13 protein-coding genes and 1 pseudogene are annotated in these 16,692 nt (G+C 59.6%); 5 read left to right on the forward strand and 9 right to left on the reverse strand.

Features of this window, described 5'->3' with window-relative positions; genetic code table 11:
- From Q0288_RS14020 to moaA, 7 genes are all read right to left on the reverse strand, one after another.
- Positions 1 to 1,417 (reverse strand): efflux RND transporter permease subunit (locus Q0288_RS14020; protein ID WP_299431573.1); only part of this gene is annotated, 1,417 nt, incomplete at its 3' end.
- Positions 1,418 to 1,423: 6 nt separating this feature from the next.
- Positions 1,424 to 2,203: a hypothetical protein gene (locus Q0288_RS14025; protein WP_299431576.1), complete on the reverse strand. Its 780-nt coding sequence runs from the start codon at positions 2,201 to 2,203 to the stop codon at positions 1,424 to 1,426.
- Between the two features lie 17 nt (positions 2,204 to 2,220).
- Positions 2,221 to 2,898 carry a hypothetical protein gene (locus Q0288_RS14030; protein ID WP_299431579.1) on the reverse strand — a complete coding sequence of 226 codons (678 nt, stop codon included), beginning with the start codon at positions 2,896 to 2,898 and terminating at the stop codon, positions 2,221 to 2,223.
- Positions 2,899 to 2,901: 3 nt separating this feature from the next.
- Positions 2,902 to 3,603 carry a hypothetical protein gene (locus Q0288_RS14035; RefSeq protein ID WP_299431582.1) on the reverse strand — a complete coding sequence of 234 codons (702 nt, stop codon included), beginning with the start codon at positions 3,601 to 3,603 and terminating at the stop codon, positions 2,902 to 2,904.
- A gap of 10 nt (positions 3,604 to 3,613) precedes the next feature.
- A complete protein-coding gene (locus Q0288_RS14040; RefSeq protein ID WP_299431585.1) occupies positions 3,614 to 6,733 on the reverse strand; it encodes an efflux RND transporter permease subunit in 3,120 nt (1,039 codons plus the stop codon).
- Between the two features lie 440 nt (positions 6,734 to 7,173).
- Positions 7,174 to 8,391, reverse strand: coding sequence for a transposase family protein (locus Q0288_RS14045; RefSeq protein ID WP_299431588.1), 1,218 nt, complete (start codon positions 8,389 to 8,391; stop codon positions 7,174 to 7,176).
- A gap of 441 nt (positions 8,392 to 8,832) precedes the next feature.
- Positions 8,833 to 9,807: a GTP 3',8-cyclase MoaA gene (moaA, locus tag Q0288_RS14050; protein ID WP_299431591.1), complete on the reverse strand. Its 975-nt coding sequence runs from the start codon at positions 9,805 to 9,807 to the stop codon at positions 8,833 to 8,835.
- A 203-nt stretch (positions 9,808 to 10,010) separates the two neighbouring features.
- Here moaA and Q0288_RS14055 point away from each other — a divergent pair, with 203 nt between their 5' ends.
- The 3 genes and pseudogenes from Q0288_RS14055 to Q0288_RS14065 all read left to right on the forward strand — a co-directional run bounded on the left by Q0288_RS14055 (position 10,011) and on the right by Q0288_RS14065 (position 11,762).
- Positions 10,011 to 10,418 carry a thiol-disulfide oxidoreductase DCC family protein gene (locus Q0288_RS14055; RefSeq protein WP_299431594.1) on the forward strand — a complete coding sequence of 136 codons (408 nt, stop codon included), beginning with the start codon at positions 10,011 to 10,013 and terminating at the stop codon, positions 10,416 to 10,418.
- Between the two features lie 78 nt (positions 10,419 to 10,496).
- Complete coding sequence (locus Q0288_RS14060; protein ID WP_299431597.1) at positions 10,497 to 11,327, forward strand: patatin-like phospholipase family protein; 831 nt, start codon at positions 10,497 to 10,499, stop codon at positions 11,325 to 11,327.
- Between the two features lie 36 nt (positions 11,328 to 11,363).
- Positions 11,364 to 11,762: pseudogene (locus Q0288_RS14065) on the forward strand (DUF3224 domain-containing protein).
- Here the strand turns inward: Q0288_RS14065 and Q0288_RS14070 are convergent.
- Together Q0288_RS14070 and Q0288_RS14075 are read right to left on the reverse strand one after the other, a co-directional pair.
- On the reverse strand, positions 11,732 to 12,805 hold the full coding sequence (locus Q0288_RS14070) for a quinone-dependent dihydroorotate dehydrogenase (RefSeq protein WP_299431600.1): 1,074 nt from the start codon (positions 12,803 to 12,805) through the stop codon (positions 11,732 to 11,734). The pseudogene Q0288_RS14065 and the gene Q0288_RS14070 sit on opposite strands and share 31 nt — an antisense overlap.
- A gap of 185 nt (positions 12,806 to 12,990) precedes the next feature.
- Positions 12,991 to 14,175: an acyl-CoA dehydrogenase family protein gene (locus Q0288_RS14075; protein ID WP_299431603.1), complete on the reverse strand. Its 1,185-nt coding sequence runs from the start codon at positions 14,173 to 14,175 to the stop codon at positions 12,991 to 12,993.
- Between the two features lie 216 nt (positions 14,176 to 14,391).
- On the opposite strand from Q0288_RS14075, the gene Q0288_RS14080 reads away from it, so the two are divergent.
- Together Q0288_RS14080 and Q0288_RS14085 are read left to right on the forward strand one after the other, a co-directional pair.
- Positions 14,392 to 14,787, forward strand: coding sequence for a S1 RNA-binding domain-containing protein (locus Q0288_RS14080; protein WP_299431606.1), 396 nt, complete (start codon positions 14,392 to 14,394; stop codon positions 14,785 to 14,787).
- Between the two features lie 282 nt (positions 14,788 to 15,069).
- Positions 15,070 to 16,338 (forward strand): thiolase family protein, encoded by a 1,269-nt coding sequence (locus Q0288_RS14085; protein ID WP_299431609.1) that lies wholly within the window; start codon positions 15,070 to 15,072, stop codon positions 16,336 to 16,338.
- The last annotated feature ends 354 nt before the right edge of the window (positions 16,339 to 16,692 follow it).

Raw genomic sequence — 16,692 nt, forward strand, 5'->3', positions numbered from 1 at the left:
CCAAGAAGAACACCGGCACCACTGCCACCACGATGATCAGGGTGGCGTAGGTGATGGCGCTACGCACCTCGAGCGAGGCCTCGAGCACCACCGAAGCCACCGACTGGGTGCCACCCTCGGCCCGCAACTGGCGCAGCCGGCGTACGATGTTCTCCACGTCAATGATGGCATCGTCCACCACCGCCCCCACCGCAATTACGAAACCTGCCAGCACCATCACATTGATGGTGGTTCCCATGTAGTAAAGTACCAGCCCCCCCGCCACCAACGAGAGTGGAATCGCGATCACACTAATCAAAGCTGCCCGCCACTCGTAGAGGAAAGCGGCGAGAATGAACACTACCAACAAGGCCCCAATTAGCAGGGCATTGCTGAGGTTGTGCAACGAAATTTCGATGAAGCTGGCGGGGCGGAAGATGGTGGTGTCAATGTCAATGCCGGGCAGGCCAGGCTTGAGTTCAGTCAGGGCCTTTTCGACCCCTCGAGTCACGTCCAGGGTGTTGCCCCAGGGGAACTTTTCCACGATCAGGAGCAGGCCGGGGCCGTCGTTGATCACCGCGTCGCCGATGATCGGCCAGGTGCCCCAGACCACGTCGCTCACGTCGCCCAGGCGCAGCGGTTGGCCGTTGGCGAGGGTTTTTCCCTCCACCGCGACCCTGGCCAGGCCCTCCGGCCCCACCACCGGCAGCACGTGCTGCACCTCGAAGCGCTGGTTGGGGGTGTCCATGAAGCCGCCGGTGCGGGTCTTGGCGGCTGTGGTGTACTGCAATAGGCCCAGCTCGAGCGCGTCGGAGGTGGTCTCCATCACCTGGTTGAGCGAGACCTTGTGGGCGCGCATCCGCTCGGGGTCGGCTTGTACGGTGAGCATCTTGATGCGCTCGCCCCAGATCGCCACATTGGCCACCCCCGGCACCTGCAGTAGCCGGAAGCGGATGGTCCAGTAGGTGGTCATCGAGAGGTCTTTGAGGTCGAGTTGTTTGGAGGAGATTCCGATCTTCATCACCCGGCTGGTCGAGGATAAGGGCGGCAGCATATACGTCCAGCCCGCCGAGCGCGGCATGCTGGACTGCACGGTGGCCAGCCGCTCGTTGACCAGTTGCCGGGCCAGCAGTTGGTCGGTGCCCGATTTGAAGATCATGCGGATCGAGGAGAGCCCCGGCACGCTCTTGGAGCGCATCACGTCGAGCCCTGGGGTGCCGCTCAAGGCTTGCTCGAGCTGGGTGGTAATCAATTCTTCGACCTCCTGGGTGGACATCCCCGGGCCTTCGGTCTGAATCTCGACTAATGGGGGTGCAAACTCAGGGAACACATCTACTGGCATTTCGCGCAGCCGTGTCACGCCCAAAAACACCATCAGCGCAGCGGCAAAAACCACCAGGTAGCGGAATCGTAGACTGGTGCTGACGATCCAGCGCATAAAGCCTCACTTCCCAAGTCCAAATTCGGTTCCAAAGAGTTGGGCCACCCCGTTGGTTACCACGGTGGTGCCCTCTGGTGGCCCTGCCGACAGAACCGCCATCTCGTCGTCTATATAGTCCACCGCGACCCTGGCCCGTACAAAGGTCAGGGGCTGGGGGTTGGTGTAGACCCAGGTCTCGCCGTTCAGATCGTAAACTACTGCCGAGAAGGGCAACACGCTGCGCTTCATCATGGTGCTCAGTGGCAACTCGATAAATACCCGCTGCCCAGTGCTGAGGCCCTTGGCTCCCTTGACGGCATAATTCAGTGCCACATCATCAGCGTCGTTGTCGCCGTCCTCTACCCCGGCCAGCTCGGCAGTGGGGTTGTCCTGGTCTTCGCGGTCATCCTCCAGCGCCGACACCCGTGCAGGCTGGCTGCGGTTGACCCGGTTCAGCTCGCCCCGGCTGAGTGAGACCTGCACTCGAGCCGCAGAAGAATTGCTCGTAACATTCACAACCTTGACCTCGCCCCCCACCTTGCGGGTGCGCAAAACCTGCTCCACCTTGACCCGGGTCGTCTGGAGGCCAATCCGCTGCGCAGCCTTCTCGGTCAGGGTGATGCGGCTCAGCTCAGTGCCTTCGATCTTCTCGACCCTGGCAGGTTTTTCTTTGGCCGATATGCTGGTTCCCGGCTTGCAACCAGGCAACACACCCAGCAGAATCAGCAGAACGACTGCTATCCAAGTGAAGCTCCTGAGATCACCCAAGGGCTCAATTCCACCGCCGATTCTTTGCTCGCTCATATGCTCTCCCTGTTTCCTCACTTGTGGAATCCGTAGCGAATTAGCTTTAGGCTCTCAAACTGCACCAGTCCCACACCGGGCGCGAAGATGCGGAACTCCACGGCGTTGGGGTCGAGCTTGGACGTTCCCTCGGTTTGCAGGCAATTCCTAAACTCACCCGCCGGTGTGCGCACCGTTTTGGAGAGACTGAGCACCTCGGCCCGGTCCATCACCACGCCCGGTACGATTTCCTGGTAATACTTCATCCCCACCCTGGGGTTTCCGGGCATCAACAGGCCCGGCCGGGCCCCGTTTTTGTAGGCCAGCCAGGAACCTTCGTGACTGACGATCTTGCCGTTTTCATAGGCGTCTACCTCTTCGCCGAAGTGGAATACATCCCCAGTGGCAGTATCTATGGCGTAGAAGTTGCGGGCGACCTCGATCACTTTTCCGTCGGATACCTCTTTCTCTTCGACTACCCTGGTCACTATCCTGCCGACGGTCTTGGTCTGGTTGAGCACGGTGAAGCTCAAGGTGGTGGACTTGTCGGCCAACACGACCTGGTAGCCCGGCATCAGCACAAAGTATTTGGACTTTCCGGTGGGGCCGAGCTTGCGTCTGTCGAGGTTGAAATTCTCCTGGAAGTCCTGCGACAAAACCACAGCGCCGGAGGTCAGGGCCAGCAGGACAGCCAGGAATGCCTTCAAATTCTGCATCGCTCACCTCCTGTATCCGTAGCTGACCAGCTTTAAAGATTGGTCTTGCACCAAGCCGATGCCGGGTGCGCAGGTCTTGTACCCGGTGATGGGTTCAATCGCCGAGGTCTCTTTGGTCAGCAGGCAGTTGCTCAACTGCCCGACTGGGGTCTGGATCGTCTGGGACATCCTGACCACCTCGACCCGATCCATCGCCACCCCCGGTGCGAGTTCCTGGTAGTAGCGCATACCGATCCAGGGGGTTGGGGCCATGATCAGACCGGGCCGGTCGCCGCTCTGGTAGGCTAGCCAGGCTCCTTTGTGATCCACTACCTGACCGCCCTTGTAGAAGTCCACTTCCTCGCCGAAATAGAAGACATCTTTGGTCTGGGGATCTATGGCGTAGAAGTTGCACGAGACCTCGTAGAGTTCGCTGCCCACTTCTTCCTGCTCCTCGAATACCCGCGTTACCACCCCGCCGATCTCTTTGGTTTCATGCAGCACGGTGATAGTGAGTTTGGTGTGGCTCGAGACCAGCACAATCTGGAAGCCAGGGTTAAGGTTGAAGTATCTTGACTCTCCAGCAAGGCCCAGCTTGCGGTTGCCCAGGTTGAACTCCTCCAGAAAATCTTGTGCAGAAACGCAGGTCGAAAACACCGACAAGACCATCAGACTCAGCCACAGTCTTGCTCGTCCGAGTTCGAGGAACCCCTCCAAGATTCTCACCGCTGTCTCCTCAGGCGCTGGGCACCGCCGACCCCAACCCAAGATCGGGTTCGCGGCTGGCGCCAAAACGCAGATATAAGGCTGGCACCACAAGCAAATTGACCAGGGTGGTCGTCACCAATCCACCCAAGATCACGATCGCCATGGGAAAGCCGAATTCGTGGCCGGGAATGTTGCCAAACAACAAAAAGGGCAAGAAAGCTACCGCTACAGCAGCCGATGTCGTCAGGATCGGTACCAGTCGCTCTCTGGCTCCCTGCATTACCAGCTCAGGGCCAAAAACCAGACCCTCGCGCTCCAGGCGCTGGTTGTGGTGAATCATCATCACATTGCCCCGCACCGCGACTCCCAATAAGGCCAGTAAGCCGGCCAGCATACCTATTGAGAACACCCCGCCGCCCGCCAGAAACCCCGCCAACACGCTGCCCACCAGGGCTACTGGCAGCGACAGAAGGCCCAACAAGGCCAGCCACCAGCTCTGCAGCAACGCTTGCATTAAGAACAGAATGCCCAGCAGGGCCACAAGGCCGGTGATCAGGATGCGTTGCTGGGCGGCCTGCCGCTCGGCGTACTCGCCCAGCACCACGGTGTGGTACTCGAAGGGGAGCGGGATCTGTGCGATGCGCTCCTGCACTGCCCGCGTCACCACACCCAGGTCGCGCCCGCGCACGTTGAAGCCCACATCAATGCGCCTCGAGATGGCTTCGCGGTTGATGGTGTGAAGGGTGGGTGCGACTCGCACCTGAGCCACGTCCTCTAGCCGCACGTGTCCGCCTGCCGGAGTGTCAATCAACAGTTCTCGGATGGCAGTTAGGCTGTTGCGGGTCTGGGGGGTGCTCCAGACGATCACCTGGAATACTTTTTGGTTCTCGAAAAGGCTGCCGACCTCGAGGCCGTTCATCAAGGTAGCTGCTGCCCGCCGCACGTCGCCGGGTTTGAGGCCGTAGCGCTGAACCCTGGCCAGGTCTACCTGGATCTCTACCGCCGACTGCTGTACCGGGCTATCCATATGCAGGTCGGCTACACCCTCGATCTTGCCCAGGGCCTGTTGGATCTGCTGAGCCTTGTCGCGCAGTACCCCGAACTCGGGGCCGAAGATGCGTACCACGATGGCATCGTTGGAGCCCGTCAGGGCCTGGCGGAGGGTCTCGTGGATGTAACTGCGCACCTCCTGGTTTAGGCCCGGATAGCCCTCCACGGTCTCGCGGATGGTCGCCACGGTCTGGTCGTAGTCGGCTTTGGGGTCAATGCTAATCCATAGTTGTGCAGAGTTAACACCCACCACCTGATCGGCCAGCACCGCCCGCCCCACATGGGCTGCGACGTTGGTCACTCCGGGCAGTGAACGCAACTCCTGCGAGACCCTGGTGACGAGTTGAGTCATGGCTGGGTGGGAAGTACCTGGCAGGCCCTCCCAGCGCACAGTGAGTTGGGGTTCCCGGAAGGAGGGCAGCAGCGACTGTTGCCGGAAAAAAGGCAACACTGCCAGCCCTACCAGCAGGGCCACCCCAGCCATGACGAAGGTGGAGCCTGGGGCCTTCACGATCCGACCCAGCCAGCGGTCATAGCCCCGCTGCAGCCAACTCCGCAGCGTGGATTCACGACGCAATGGCGCGTTGCCCAGGAGAATCAGGCTCAGGGCTGGGGTCAGGGTGAGGGCCACCGCCATCGAGACCAACAGAGCCAGCACATACGACAACGCCAGCGGTTGGAAGAAGGAGCCCGACACTCCCTGCAGGAAGAAGATCGGCAGCGCCACGACAACCAAGATTGCGGTTGCAAAACCCAGGGTGCTGCGTATTTCCAGGGCAGCCTCCAACACCACCGCCATTGCGGTCTGGCGATCCCTTTCGCGGTTGTGCCGCAGGCGGCCTGCGATGTTCTCCACATCGCCAATGGCGTCGTCCACCAGCGCTGCCAGCGCGACCATCAGCCCGGCCAGCACCATCACATTGAGCGTGGCGCCGCGCATGTACAGCACCAGTACCGTGACCAACAGCGATGTCGCCATCACTACCAGGCCGATCAAGGCCCCGCGCCACTCGTATAAGAAGGCAAACAACACTGCAATGATTAACATTCCCGCAATCAAGAGGGTGCTACTGAGGTTGTCTCGAGCCACCTCGATGAAACCAGCCGGTCGGAATACGGTGCTATCGATGGTGATTCCCTTAAGACCAGGTTGTAATTCAGCCAGCACTGCCTCGACCCTACGGGTTACTTCAAGGGTATTGGCAGCGGGAAATTTCTCGATGACAAATAACAGCCCGGGGCCGTCCTTGAGGACCGCATCACCGATCAGAGGCTGGTGGTTTTCCACTACCGTGGCCACATCCCCCAGGCGGAGCTTGCTGCCCTCCACCACTACTTGTGCAAGGTCTTTGGGTGAGGAGATAGGCAGGATGTGGCGCACCTCGAGCCGTTGTTGCGGGGTATCAATCCACCCGCCGGTGCCCGGCGTGGAGGCATTCAAAAAGCTCAGCGGCGAGACCCACAGGGCGTTGCCGGCGGTCTGAACAATCTGATCCAGTGTCACCTGCTGTGCCCGCAGTCGCTCGGGGTTCACCTGCACCTGCAACTGCCGCTCGCGCTGGCCCCAGATCGCCACGTTGGCCACCCCCGGCACGCCCATCAGCGCCGGGCGAATCTTCCAGTGGGCCAGCACCCCCATCTCGATCGGCGAGACCTCCTTGGAGGACATCCCGACCATCATCACCCGGCTAGTAGCCGAGAGGGGTTGCAGAATGACGGGTGGGGTGGAAACGTTGGGCAGCATATGGGCCAGAGTGAGGCGCTCCTGTACCAATTGACGTGCCCGCATGATGTTGGTGCCCGGTTCCAAAATCAAAATCACCGAGGATAGCCCTGGAACCGAACGAGAGCGAACCGTTTGTACCCAGGACAACCCACTCAACAACTCCTCGATGTTGAGGGTGATGAGTTGCTCGACCTCAGTGGCAGAAAGCCCCAGGGCTTCGGTCTGGATTTCCACAAAAGGAGGTGCGAATTCGGGCAACACATCCACTGGCATGGTGCGCAGTCGGCTCAAGCCAAAAAATAAAAGCGCAGCTGCGATCACCACCACCAAGAACCGGTATTGCAGACTCGTGTGGATAATCCAGCGCATCATTGCTCCCTCCTATCTTGGGTTGGCCGAGTGGGCCCTATAGAAAACCGTGACCTCCTGGAAGATCAAAAAGTTGGTTGGGTGTTGCCTTTCATCGCCATCCCCACTCTTGATGGAGTGGAGGTCTCCTCACCCGGATACTGGAAATTCCTGAGTTTGAGCTTTGAGGTATACCAACAGGGCTTTTATATCTGCAAAGCGGATCTTCTCCTTAGTTCGCAGATTTTCCAGGCTGACCCGCCAAGCCTTCGAACCAGCCCCATTGCGCCAGAGTCGCATCAGAAAGAGCCTCTCTTCACGCATAAAGCGAGGGTACGAATGTCCCGTTAAATTCGCGTCACCTAACGGAACTCATGCTGAAGGAGAAAACCCCAACTTGCGGTTGGGGTTGTCCGGTGTTTGTCCGGTTATTTGGTGTGCCAGGTGTCTGGTTCTGGCTGGGTTTAGAGTCTGGGCCAGCCGGGAAAGTCTGAGCCCCCGAAGCAGACCCAGCCCAACAGGCCCGACCAGCCCAGGCGCTCGATCAGAATGTTTAGCCAGCCGATTTCGCCTGAGGCGGCATGGTAGCGCAGCTCCAAGGCCCAGTGTTGCAGGAGCTCCAGGGCAGAGGCCGACTTGACGTTGGTCTGATTGTGGGGCAGGGGCGCGCTGTCGCTCAAGGTTTCTTGCAACCGTTGAAGATCCAGATGCGCTAGTAATTCCGAGAGTGCACTGCGGCCTGGTGGAGTCGGGTGCTGAAACCCGAGCTTGCTTAGCAGGTCGGGATGTTCTTGGCCAAAGCGCACGATCTCTCGCAAAGAGCGGGCTCCGTTGAGCACCGCCAGCAATACAAGTCCCAACAACGCAGCCAAGGGATAGCGCTGGCCCTGCCGACTGCGGGGGTCGGGCAGTTGTTCCAAGGCTTCACGCAAGGTGGGTCGTTCGGGTTGAATTGTAGAGGCGTGTGGAGCTGTCAAGTTGCGGGCTAGGGCCAGGGTTTCTTCGAGGGGTTCAACACCAAGGCCCTCGAGCAAGGCCCGGCGGCAACGCACGAAATATCTGTGGGCGGCCTCCGGCTGATCCATGCGGTAGCACAGCCGCATCGAAGTCGAATAAGCACTCTCGTTGAGCGGGTCTTCGCGCAGCAACCGCTCAGTCAGGCCCAGGGCCTCGCTCAGGTGGCCGGTTTTCTCGAGTTCCAGTGCACGGTGTTCAAGCGCTTCCAAGTAGAGCATCTCCACGCGGGCGCGTTCGACCTCCAGCCAGTCGTTGAAGGCGGGAGTATTGTCAAGTTCAAAACCCCACAACAGCGTGACTCGACTTTCTGCTGGCGGGAGCGCGGCCCGCCAGATCTCGAGCGCTTCTTGATAATGCTTGCTTTGCAGTGCTGCCTCAAAGATAACCAGATCGGTGATAGCGTGTAGGGTGACGTGTTGTTCAGCCTGGAGCCAATGCTCGGCTCCAGGTAGCGCGCGCAGTTGATGTAGTGCTTGACGCAAATTGCCGCTCAATCGAGTGTTCCAAAACAGTTCCTCGAGCTCACCTCGAGCCACCACCTCTCGCCGGGATGCCAGATAGAACAGCAAGGCCCGCAATTTAGGCGGTACTGCCTCCAGCCGGTGCCCCCGCCAGAGCAGCTCGGGCCTGCCGAGCAGCTTGACCTCGAGGTACTCAGCTATCATAGAGCCCCCCTACCTGGTGGAAGGTTGTCCTCGAGTTTTGCACTGGATCCGGGCCGCCCAAGCCGCCCTGCTCCAGAAATCTGGCCCTGGCAGCGAATAATGAATTCGTGATGATTGCGACACCAACAATCCCCAGATGGTCTATCCCTCCTAGACACGACAAAAGTGGGAATAACCTTTATTTTATCAAACGATTAGAAGATGCTAAACGGTTCTTAAGGTGTGGAAAGGCCCCTGTGTTTTAGATAGTGTCGGTGGAGAGCAGTTTTTTTTGTCGGAGCTCACCAAAAGCCAGGTATTGGCACCAAGCTGTGGTGGCAGCGATCACACGGTCACACTCGTAGGCGGGAATACGAATCCGGTCAGTGGGGAAGGGTGGCCGGTGTTGTCGGTTGAACCAAAGGCTACGATGGGGTGTGGAGCCCTTGGCCGACGGGCGTCTCAGCCCCCGATCCCGATCATCACCCGCTCGCGCAGGGTCGGGAGGGTGTTGCCAAAGGCCGGCTTGCGGTCGGTGGCCAGCAAAATAGCATCTACCAAGGCTTCGACCGGGTTCTCGGCCTCGAAAGCCCAGTGGATGTCCATCTCTAAATCGGTTAGCAGGCAAGGCCGGATTTTCTTGTCGGAGGTCAGGCGCAAGCGGGAACACTTGGAGCAAAAAGGCTCCGCGACCGGGTTGATAAAGCCGAGGCTGCCCACTGCACCGGGGATCTTGTAGACCCGTGCAGGAGCGGTGGGGTCGTGGTCTACCTTCTCCAGCGGCCCGAAGTGAGCCTCGATCCTGGCTTTGGTCTCGGCTCCAGCGATGAAGCGCTGTTGGTAGAGTCCGGGGTTGGAGTTGTCGAGGTGCATGTACTCCAAAAAGCGCACCTCCAGCGGCTTGTCCAGCGAGAGCGAGGCCAGCGGAATGACCTCCCCATCGTTCATGCCGCGAATCATCACAGCGTTGATCTTCACCGGCCCCATTCCCAGCTCCCAGGCAGTCTCGATGGCATCCCAGACCTTTTCGACCTGCCCCCCCCGGGTCATGGTTTTGAACACTTCTGGGCTCACGGAGTCCATGGAGAGGTTGATGCGCTTTAGACCGGCGGCTACCAGTTCTCTGGCCTTGCGTTTGAAGAGCAGGCCATTGGTGGTGATGGCAATATCAGGGATGCCCAGCTCTTGGGCTGCGGCGATCATCTCGGGCAGCTCTTTGCGTACCAGGGGCTCGCCCCCGGTGAAGCGCACCGATTCCAGGCCCAGCAGTTGCATGGCCCTTAGAAAGTGGCGGGTATCTTCTACCGAGATCGTGCCAGGAGGTTCGGACTGCTCCCAGCCCAGCGGGTGGCAGTACAGGCAGTGCAGGTTGCAGCGCGGCGTGACCGAAAGTCGCAGATCTTTGATGATTCGCCCATAGTTATCCAGCAGTTTCACTGTGATGACCCCGTGTTGCACATTCTAGCAACACGGTCAGCCTAAGATACAGGGTAGGTTACAAATATCCCTGGGGGGCCAGGGGTCGAGGGCCAGACGGGCACAGCAGAGGAGAAATCCTCAGGGTTTGGTATGGAACAACCCCATCCTCACTCGCAATCGAACCTACAAAAGCTGAGGCAAGGCTGTACTATGCTGAAGCTGTGAAGGCGGTGGTGCTGTTTGATGGGGTTTGCAACCTCTGCAGCAGCACTGTGCAATTCATCATCCGCCACGACCCCCAGGGCTGGTTTCGGTTTGCCTCGCTGCAGTCCGAGACAGGGCAAAGGCTTTTGCGCCATCACGGCATCCCCACCGAGGGGGCAGGGTTCGATAGCGTGGTGGTGATTGAGGGGGGGAAGGTCTGGCTCGAGTCGGACGCTGCCTTTCACATTCTCTATCGGCTGGGCGGGGTCTGGAGGATCCTCGCCTTGCTGTGGTTTGTGCCCAAGCGGCTGCGTGACCGGGCCTACCGGCTGGTTGCTGAGAATCGTTACCGCCTCTTGGGTCGGCTCGAGCAGTGTATAGCGCCTACCCCAGAACTCAGAAAGCGCTTCCTCGATGCCGCTTAAGGCTGTTCAAAGGTACGCATGAAAACTCTTTTTTGGTCACTCAATGGGATGGCCGCCGGTTTTGGTTTAGCCTAGGGTATGGCCGACTTCAAGCGGTTCGGGCTGGCCCTGGGGGGCGGGGGAGCCAGGGGCTATGCCCATATTGGAGTGCTACGGGTACTGGAGCGGGAGGGCTTGATGCCCGGTGCCATAGCCGGAACCAGCATGGGCAGCCTGATGGGGGCGGTTTTTGCAGCCGGTCACAGTGCAGACAAAGTGCAGGAAGTCCTGTCACAAACGCCCATCTGGCGCTTTCTGGATCTGAACCCCCTGGGCGGCGTGCTCAATTTTGCTGAGGTGGTGCGGCTGCTGGAACCGCATATTCCACGCCAGATTGAAGACTTTCCAGTCCCCTTTGGCATCACCGCCACCGACCTGATCACCGGAACCGAGGTCTATTTTCGCCAGGGCGACGTGTTCCAGGCCATCCGGGCTTCCATTGCCTATCCGGGTGCTATCAATCCGATCTGGGTAGGACACCAGCTGCTGGCGGATGGGGGCATCCTGAACCAGATTCCTGTGGATCTGGTACGTTTTTTGGGGTCGGAGCGGGTAATTGCGGTGGATGTGACCCCCCTCGAGGTCTTGCGCGGGCAGCCACGCCGGAAAAGCTGGTGGGAGCAGGTTTTCCGCCGGGGTATAGACGCGAACCCTATCCAGAATGCCTACCGGGCCATCGAGATCATGCAGATTCGACTGGCCGAGGTCAAGCTGGCAGTCTCGCGCCCCGATCTGGTATTGCGGCCCAAACTCGAGGGCATCGGGTTGTTTAGCTTCCAGCAACAGGGCCAGGCCATCCGCGACGGGGAGACTGCCACCGAGGGGAGGCTCGAGGAAATTCGTGAACTGCTGGTGATAGAGACTCCCTGAGTTGCAGCCCCACGATTACGCTGGTAACATAACAACATGACCCATAATGCCAGGGGTAGATTCGCGGTGAAGCTGACGCCTCAGTCCGGGGACGAATATTTGGACGGCACAACCCGGGCGAGGCGGACCATTGACAAGGAATTTCACGGCGATCTGGTAGGTAGCCGCAAAGGCCAGATGTTAAGTGCGGTGACGGCGGTAGAGGGCTCGGCAGGGTAGGTGGCAATTGAAAAAGTGCATGGAACACTGCACGGGCGCCCGGGCAGTTTCGTGCTCCAGCACAACAGCACCCTCAACCGGGGCGTACCGGAGCAGTCCATCCAGGTAGTGCCCGACTCCGCAACCGGCGAACTGCGCGGTCTGAAGGGCCGCATGGTCATCTCGAGGGTGAAAGGCGAGCACTGTTACGACTTCGAGTTTAAATTCGCCGAATGACCCGCTTCTCCGCCCTCGCGCAGCATTCTTTCCAGCAGCCCCCTGCACAGCTTTTTCGGCAGGCACGGCCCTTCGTAGACAAAACTGGTGTACACCTGCACCAGCGTGGCCCCGTTGGCCAGCCGTTCCCATACCTCCTCTGCGCTGGAGATACCTCCTACCGAGATAATCGGCAGTTGACCCCGAAGCTGATGGTGCAGGTACTTCAACACTTCCAGTGAGCGCTTTTGCAGCGGTCTTCCCGAGAGTCCGCCGGTCTCGTTAATGGGGGTTGTCAGACCCGTGCGGCCGATCGTGGTGTTGGTAGCAATCAGTCCCGAAAGCCTGTACTGCTCTACCAGGGCCAGAATCTCGTCCATCTGCTCCCAGGTCAGATCCGGTGCGATTTTGAGCAGCAGTGGTTTGCGGTTTTGCACAAAACTCGTCAGGGCCGAGAGCAACTCTTCCAGCCTGTCCTTATCCTGCAAGGCTCGCAACCCCGGGGTGTTGGGCGAGCTTACGTTGATAGCGAAATAGTCGCCATAAGCCCAGAGTTTGGACAGGCTTTGAAGGTAGTCCTGGGGGGCTTGTTCTAAAGGCGTTACCTTCGACTTTCCCAGGTTGATGCCCAGCGGAACCGAGGGTCTGCCAAAGGTCTGTTGCAAGCGATCCAGCCTTGCCGCCACGGCCCGGGCCCCATCGTTGTTGAAACCCATGCGGTTAATCAGGGCCTGGTCTTCGGGCAGTCGGAACAACCGGGGTTTGTCGTTGCCCGGCTGGGCCAGTGCCGTGACCGAGCCAATCTCCACATGTCCAAACCCCAGCGCCGGCCAGGCCCGCACCGCGATCGCGTTTTTGTCGAACCCCGCCGCCAGCCCGATGGGGTTGGGAAACTGGAGGCCAAAAGCGGTTACCCGAAGCCTCGAGTCCTGCACCGTGCAAAGCCACCTCAGCAACTCCAAACCCGGCCCCCGCTGCCCCAACCAGGACAAACCGTGCATGACCTGCTCGTGGATGGCCTCGGGGTCTTGGCGAAACAGCCAGGGTTTGAACAGTTCGTACACGGGGAAAGGATAGCAGGGGAGAGGGGGGCAGAAAAGCCCCGACAATCCCCTTGCTATCGTGGTTTTCACCATGGCTCCGCCCTCCGGCGGAGTTATTCAAGCGGCCTGGACTATCTTTTCAAGGTGAACAGGGCCGCTTGTTCGTGAAAACCGCTCTGACCCTTCTGATTCCGTACCCTGAGTTCTTACCGGTACTGCGACAGCAGATTTTTGGCGATGATGACCTTCAAAACTTCACTGGCCCCCTCCCCAATACGGGTCAGGCGGGCATCGCGCCAGTAGCGCTCCACCGGATATTCCTTGATGTAGCCATAGCCCCCCAGAATCTGGATAGCCTCGTCGCAGGCGTGTACGCCCACCTCCGAGGCAAAGAGCTTGGCCTGGGCCGCCGCGTTGCCGAAGGGCCGCCCGGCGTCGCGCAAGTCGGCAGCTTTGAGGTACAGCAGGCGAGCCGCTTCCAATTGCGTAGCCATGTCGGCCAGCTTGTGCGAGACCGCCTGAAACTCGGCGATGGGCTTGCCAAACTGTTCGCGCCCCAGGGCATACTTAGCCGCAAACTCCAGTGCAGCCCGCCCCAGCCCCACCGCCATGGCGGCAATCCCGATGCGCCCACCTTCCAGCACCTTCATCACATCGTAGAAGCCCTTGCCCCGCTCGCCCAGCAGGGCTTCTTTGGGCAAGGCAATGTCCTCGAAGATGATTTGTGCGGTGTCGGAAGCGTTCAGCCCCAGCTTCTTCTCCTTGCGTCCAATCCGCAGCCCTTGAATCGGGGCCTCAAATACCACTGCCGAAAGCCCCAGGTGCTTCTTTTCCTCGCTAGGGGCGGCATCGGTGCGGGCATTGACTACATAGATTCCGCCCACCGACCCCTGGGTAATGAACTGTTTGGAGCCGTTCAGAATCCAGCCCGAAGGGGTTTCGTCGGCCCTGGTGCGGATGGCGGCGGCATCCGAGCCGCTGCCCGGTTCGGTCAGACCCCAGGCCCCCAGGGCCTCGGCGGAGGCCAGCCGGGGCAGGAGTTGCTGCTTCTGCTGTTCGTTAGCGGCCAGCAAAATGTGGCCGGTGCAAAGGCTGTTATGCGAGGCTACGGTAAGAGCCAGCGAACCATCCACCGCCGCAATTTCTTCTATAATTCGGGCAAAAATACGGGTAGAGAGCCCGGCCCCGCCGTACTGCTCGGGCACCTGCGCCCCCATCACGCCCATCCGACCCAGCTTCTTTACAATTTCAAAGGGAAAGCTGCCCGTCTCGTCACGCTCTGTTGCAGTAGGGGCCACCTCGCCCTGCAAAAAATCCCGCAGTGCGCCAATAATCTGGCGCTCCACGCTATCCAGCTCAAACCACAAATCCCTGGGGCGGTCGGCAATCATTTGGTACTCCTCCGTGGGTTTAATATATCACTTTTTTTGGTTTGTGTTGAAAATGCGTTACAAAAAAACCCTGGCCCCTTTTGGGAATCACCTGAGACCAGAGACGCTTTTTGCAGTGCAATGAGCCGCAGATGATATAGTGGGGCATCGTGAATCCCCCACAGCTCGAGTACACTTGTGTGATGGGATTTCGTGACGTTTTGGAGGAACGCCTGAATGGAGCTTGAAGCCGGTGCAATCGTAGAAGGTCGCGTTACCCGAATCATGGAGTTTGGGGCTTTTATCGAGTTTCCCACAGGGGAGTCGGGTCTGGTGCACATCTCGCAGGTGGCCCACGAGTTCGTCAAGAACATCCGCGATCACATGAGTGAAGGGGATGTGGTCTCGGTGCTGGTGCTTGGTCGGGACGATAAGGGCCGCCTTGACCTCTCCATCAAGGAACTCACCCCCGCCCCCGTCGAACCCCCCCGACCCAAACGCCTGCCCCGCCAGGCCCCCGAGTTTGAGAACAAACTCAAAAGCTTTTTGCGCGGCTCGGGTGGTTTTGGTGGCAGCAGCGGCGGTGGCAGCAAAAAGCCGGGTGGTGGAAAAGGCGGGCGCAAGCGCCGCTAGCGGTTGGCTAGAGGGAAGGCTACATCATCAGAGCTGATCGGAATGCGGCAAATCGGCTCCGGGTCGCAGCCAGCCAGCGCTTGTCCCGGAGGGCATTCTCGAGGCAAAATACAGTTCAAATAAACCCCCCACCGTTGCTTCAAGCACAGCCCATGCCTGACCGGCCTGCAACCACAGACTACCTTCGCGAGGAACCGGCTTACCCTTGCATCAAAGCCTTCCTTCCAACGGGTGCAAGATACGAATTGCTTTAGTCCTGGCTCAAGCCTGCGAGGTTTTGTCATGAGTGAAGTGGTGATCCTCAGCGCGGTTCGCACCCCTATCGGACAGATACGCGGCAGCTTGTCGGGGGTTCGCCCCGACGACCTGGCAGGCATGGTCATCAAAGCTGCGGTGGAAAGAGCAGGGGTCGAAGGCCGTCTGATAGAAGAAGTCTTCTTTGGTTGCGCCAATCAGGCCGGCGAGGACAACCGTAATGTGGCCCGGATGGGGGCCTTGCTGGCGGGGTTGCCGTACTCAGTGGCGGGGGTGACCGTCAACCGGCTGTGTGCCAGCGGTTTGTCGGCCATCAACCAGGCCGCGAGGGCCATCCGCTCGGGCGAGGGCGAGGTTTATGTGGCGGGCGGCGTGGAGAGCATGACCCGCGCCCCCTATGTCTTTGCTAAAAATGCCCAGCCCTTCGGCCCCTCCGGCAACATCACCGGTTTCGATACCACCCTGGGCTGGCGCTTCCCCAACCCCGCGATGGAGGCAGGGTTTCCCCTCGAGGCGATGGGGGAGACTGCCGAGAACATTGTGGAGATGAGCCAGCGCGGGGAGATCAAAGGCGGCGAGATCACCCGCGCCGACCAGGATCGCTTCGCTCTGCAAAGTCAGGCTCGAGCGGTAAACGCGATTCAGAACGGCTATTTCAAAAACCAAATCGTACCCGTCCCGGTTCCCGGTAAAAAAGGCAGCCTCAGCCACTTCGACACCGACGAGTTCCCCCGCTATACCAGGACCGAGCAGGGCTACGAACTCTCCACCAGCATGGAACAGCTTGGCCAGCTAAAACCTGCTTTCCGCGCGGGTGGCAGCGTGACCGCGGGCAACTCTTCGGGTCTCAGCGATGGTGCGGCGGCCCTGGTGCTGATGTCGGATAGGAAGGCCCAGGAGCTGGGTCTTAAGCCCCTGGCACGCTGGGTGGGGTCTGCGGTAGCGGGGGTCAGTCCTCGAGTGATGGGCCTGGGGCCAATTGGGGCCACCCGGAAGGTCTTGACCCGAACCGGGATTGCTCACCGCGAGATTGACCTGGTGGAGCTCAACGAGGCTTTCGCGGCCCAGGCTATCGCCGTGTTGCGCGAACTCGAGCTCTCCGAAGCCATCACCAATGTCAATGGGGGAGCCATCGCGCTCGGCCACCCGCTGGGCTGTTCGGGCGCACGTATCAGCACTACCTTGATTCACGAGTTGCACCGCCGAAAGGATCTTGGACAGCAGGCCAGATATGGACTGGCAACCCTGTGTGTGGGGGTAGGTCAAGGCGAAGCCACCATCTTTGAGCGCCTGTGACGGACTTGTTCACCGCAGCACACCGCAGCACGTGGCCCAATCAGACCACTTTTTCATCCGAGCTCAAGCCAATGAACCATATTGATGGTTCGCATTCAAAATACACAGTTCAGCTCGCCTATCTCGACATATTACCAGACCGATGCCGGCCAGAGCATAGCCCTGCTTTCAAGCGCTGTCGCCATACGCGCATGTCTACTGCTGGCTTACGGTGCTGCCGAACCAGCGTTGGCCCAGGGGTCTACCAGCAGGCAGTAGACGAAACAACGGCTAAGTAGACAAGATCATCCGATAGGCCAATAGGCTTTTATCATATACAGCCAGAGAGCCAACGAAACAGGGGCATGGGTTCGG

Source organism: uncultured Meiothermus sp., assembly GCF_937863175.1.
Classification (GTDB): domain Bacteria; phylum Deinococcota; class Deinococci; order Deinococcales; family Thermaceae; genus Meiothermus.

Excerpts from the sequence above, each read along its gene's own strand:
- Q0288_RS14040 (WP_299431585.1), bottom strand. The coding sequence starts at position 6,733 with ATGATGCGCTGGATTATCCACACGAGTCTGCAATACCGGTTCTTGGTG.
- Q0288_RS14045 (WP_299431588.1), bottom strand. The coding sequence starts at position 8,391 with ATGATAGCTGAGTACCTCGAGGTCAAGCTGCTCGGCAGGCCCGAGCTG.
- Q0288_RS14075 (WP_299431603.1), bottom strand. The coding sequence starts at position 14,175 with ATGATTGCCGACCGCCCCAGGGATTTGTGGTTTGAGCTGGATAGCGTG.
- Q0288_RS14060 (WP_299431597.1), top strand. The coding sequence starts at position 10,497 with ATGGCCGACTTCAAGCGGTTCGGGCTGGCCCTGGGGGGCGGGGGAGCC.
- Q0288_RS14025 (WP_299431576.1), bottom strand. The coding sequence starts at position 2,203 with ATGAGCGAGCAAAGAATCGGCGGTGGAATTGAGCCCTTGGGTGATCTC.
- Q0288_RS14085 (WP_299431609.1), top strand. The coding sequence starts at position 15,070 with ATGAGTGAAGTGGTGATCCTCAGCGCGGTTCGCACCCCTATCGGACAG.
- Q0288_RS14080 (WP_299431606.1), top strand. The coding sequence starts at position 14,392 with ATGGAGCTTGAAGCCGGTGCAATCGTAGAAGGTCGCGTTACCCGAATC.
- Q0288_RS14030 (WP_299431579.1), bottom strand. The coding sequence starts at position 2,898 with ATGCAGAATTTGAAGGCATTCCTGGCTGTCCTGCTGGCCCTGACCTCC.